The sequence below is a fragment of the uncultured Campylobacter sp. genome (assembly GCF_938018035.1).
In the GTDB taxonomy this organism is placed as follows: Bacteria; Campylobacterota; Campylobacteria; order Campylobacterales; family Campylobacteraceae; genus Campylobacter_B.
In genome coordinates, this window is sequence record NZ_CALIJF010000242.1 from 1 (window position 1) to 3,331 (window position 3,331).

Consider the following 3,331-nt stretch of genomic DNA (forward strand, 5'->3'; position numbering starts at 1 on the left):
ACGATTTTTAGATAATCGATCAGATCCTCATTGCCGATACCTTCAAACTCGCCCATATCAATGCCCGTTTCGATCAAAAACTCGCTAAGCGCCTTTTCATCTTTCAGATAAATCTCTTTTTTGCCCTTTTTATATCTAAAAAGCGGCGGCTGTGCCAGATAAACATAGCCGTTTTCTACAATAGGGCGCAAAAATCTAAAGAAAAATGTTAAAAGTAGAGTCTGAATGTGGCTACCGTCGACATCCGCATCGGTCATAATAATGATTTTGTGATAGCGGAGCTTTTCTTCGTTAAATTCCTCGCCGATACCGCAGCCAAAGGCAGTGATCATATTTTTAATCTCTTCTGATTGTAAAATTCTATCCAGGCGCGCCTTTTCTACGTTTAAAATTTTACCTCTAAGCGGCAGGATCGCTTGAAACACGCGGTCTCTTCCCTGCTTCGCCGAACCGCCCGCGCTATCGCCCTCAACTAGATAAATTTCACTGATGCTTGCATCCTTACTTTGACAATCGGCTAGCTTTCCGGGGAGGGTGCCGACGGAATTTATATTGTCTTTTTTGCGCGTTAGATCACGTGCTTTCTTCGCCGCTTCGCGACCGCGCGCGGCTAAAAGAGCCTTATTCATAATGGCGCGCGCTTCGATCGGATTTTCTTCAAAATACTTGCTAAGCACTTCAAACGCCATCTTTTGCACGATCGGCTTAACGTAGCTGGAGCCCAACTTGCCTTTAGTCTGTCCTTCGAACTGCGGCTCGGGAACCTTTACGCTAATTACCGCAATAAGCCCTTCGCGAACGTCGTCGCCGGTAATCTTCGTGTCCTTTTCACGCGCAGCCGCATTTGCCGCGACGTAATTTGTTATCGCACGCGTAAGACCCGCTCTAAAGCCCGCCTCGTGCGTACCGCCGTCTGGAGTTTTAATATTATTTACGAAGCTTAACAAATTTTCGCTATATGTTTCGTTATACATAAGCGCAAAATCCACCATAACATCATCCGCGCTATCACTAAACGATACGGCTTTGGATATGGCAGGCGCTTTATTCATATCGTTTACGAAGCTCTCCAAACCGCCTTCAAAGTGAAAGTGCTCGTCCCTGCCCGTGCGGTTATCTTTAAAATTTATCGTAATTTTTGGATTTAAATACGCTAGCTCGCGAAATCTTTTTGATAAAATTTCATCGTCAAATTCTAAAATTTCAAAAATTTCGCCGTCGGGCCAAAACTCGATAGTCGTGCCCGTGCGATTAGTAGTTTTTATCTTTTCAAGCTCGGTAGTAGGAATTCCTTTGGCAAATTCTTGTCTATAAATATTTCCGTCACGTTTGATCGTAGCAACAAGCTTTTTTGAAAGCGCATTTACAACGCTAACGCCAACGCCGTGCAGACCGCCGGAGACTTTATAAGTGTCTTTGTCAAATTTACCGCCTGCGTGAAGCACGGTTAAAACTACCGTCGCGGCAGGAATTTTTTCAGTCGGATGTATATCGACGGGGATTCCACGACCGTTATCGCTAACGATACAACTTCCCTCGTTTGTGATTTCGACGTCGATTGTGTCGCAGTACCCCGCCATCGCCTCATCGATCGAATTATCTACAACCTCATAAATCATATGATGAAGTCCGCCGATATTGGTGTCTCCGATATACATACCGGGGCGCTTTCTAACAGCCTCAAGACCTTTTAAAACTTTAATATTACTAGCGCCATAATTTTGCTTCATAATTTTCCTTTAAATATTATTTATCGGCATGACGACCGTTTTTAAGCCATCCGCGCTAAGCACAAACGCCGTATCGGAGCTGTTAAAATTTAGCTCAAAAATTTCACTCTCGATATTACTTAAAAAATCAAGCAGAAAGCGATTTTTCACGCCGAAGACTATCTCGCCGTTTATATCGATCGCCGCTTCAATCTCGGTCTTTGCCTCGGAATTATCCTCATTAATGCTCTCAAAAACCATTCCGTCCTTTTTAATGGTAACCTTCATCTCCTCGCACATTGCGTTTATTGCTCGTACGCCACTTACCATCTTATCGCGCGGGATTAAAATTTTATACGCCGTATCGCTTGGGATCACGCGCTCGTAGTTTGGAAATTTGCCGTTTATAAGCTTCGTAAAAAACTCAAAATTCTCGCTCACAGCTAGCAGCACGTTTTCGTCGTAGTAAATTTTAATTTTGTCCGAAAATAGCTTTTGAATTTCGCCTATTGCCTTTTTAGGGATTAAAATTTTAGTATCGAGCTCGCCAGCTTTTGATTGAGTGATCAGCTTATAAACGCTAAGTCGCTTCGTATCGGTTCCGACTAAATTTATAAAGCCCTCTTTTACGTCGATTAAGGCTCCGTTTAGCTCATATTTTGGATTATTGGTGTCGATCGACGGATATATTTTTTTAAGGCTTCTGCCTAAAATTCCAGCGTTTACGTCAAAGCTATTTTTACCATCTATTGTAGGAAAGTTTGGAAAATCATTAGTCTCAAACATTGGAAGTTTATACTTGGATTTTTTTTGCTTTACAAATAGTGCTCCGTTAACGGTTTCTAAAGTCACGTTATCATCGCTTAGGCCTTTAATGACGCTAAGGAGCTTGCCTCCATTTGCTGTAGCTTCTCCCTCTGTTTCTATTGATATATTTTGTAGATTATAGCTAAGGCCTATTTCATGATCAGTGGCTTTTATACTAAAAATTCCATCTTTAGCACTCATTAAAAGATGCGAAGTTATTGAGCTTAGATCTTTTTTATCAAGATAGGAGCTAGTATTTGAAACTATCTCTTCTAAAAGTTTTTTAGTGATTAACACTTTCATATTTTTATCCTTTTAAATTTTTATCGTTGTAGTAGTTGGTAAGCGGTTTTTGTGAAAAACTTATCCTAAAGCTTGTCTTTAGGTAGTTTATCCAGTGAGTAAGTAGCTTTGTTTTATTCACTTTCATTCACCTTTTTTGCTTTATTTTCATAAAGTCTAAATTTCATTCTTATCCTTTTTGGTTATTTTGTTTTTTAGCTCTTCAATTTTTATCTTTAATATCTCGTCGGTTTGAATGAGTTCGTTGATTTTTTTGATATTTTTACTGATGGCGCTGTGATCTTTTAGATTAAAAAATGCGGCGATTTTAGGCATTGAGTTTTGAGTTAACTGTTTGGTTAGATATATGCAAATTTGGCGCGCTTCGACGACGTTTTTAGCTCGCGTTTTGCTTTTTAGCTCGCTAGGTTTTACGTTCAGTTCTTTTGAGATCACCTCTATGACGTGTTCGAGACTCACGCTTGAATATTTTTGATGGATCTGATCTTGCAGCGTACTTTTGGTAAATTCCA

The 3,331-nt window shown here is 40.4% G+C and carries 3 protein-coding genes; all 3 read right to left on the minus strand.

All coding sequences use genetic code 11. From position 1 onward, the window contains the following. On the minus strand, positions 1-1,730 hold a 1,730-nt coding region (locus Q0257_RS07225; RefSeq protein WP_298023396.1), incomplete at its 3' end, for a DNA gyrase subunit B. Positions 1,731-1,739: 9 nt separating this feature from the next. After that, positions 1,740-2,819 (minus strand): DNA polymerase III subunit beta, encoded by a 1,080-nt coding sequence (gene dnaN / locus Q0257_RS07230; protein ID WP_298023399.1) that lies wholly within the window; start codon positions 2,817-2,819, stop codon positions 1,740-1,742. A gap of 156 nt (positions 2,820-2,975) precedes the next feature. After that, a partial coding sequence (locus tag Q0257_RS07235; protein ID WP_298023402.1) for a helix-turn-helix domain-containing protein occupies positions 2,976-3,331 on the minus strand: 356 nt, incomplete at its 5' end.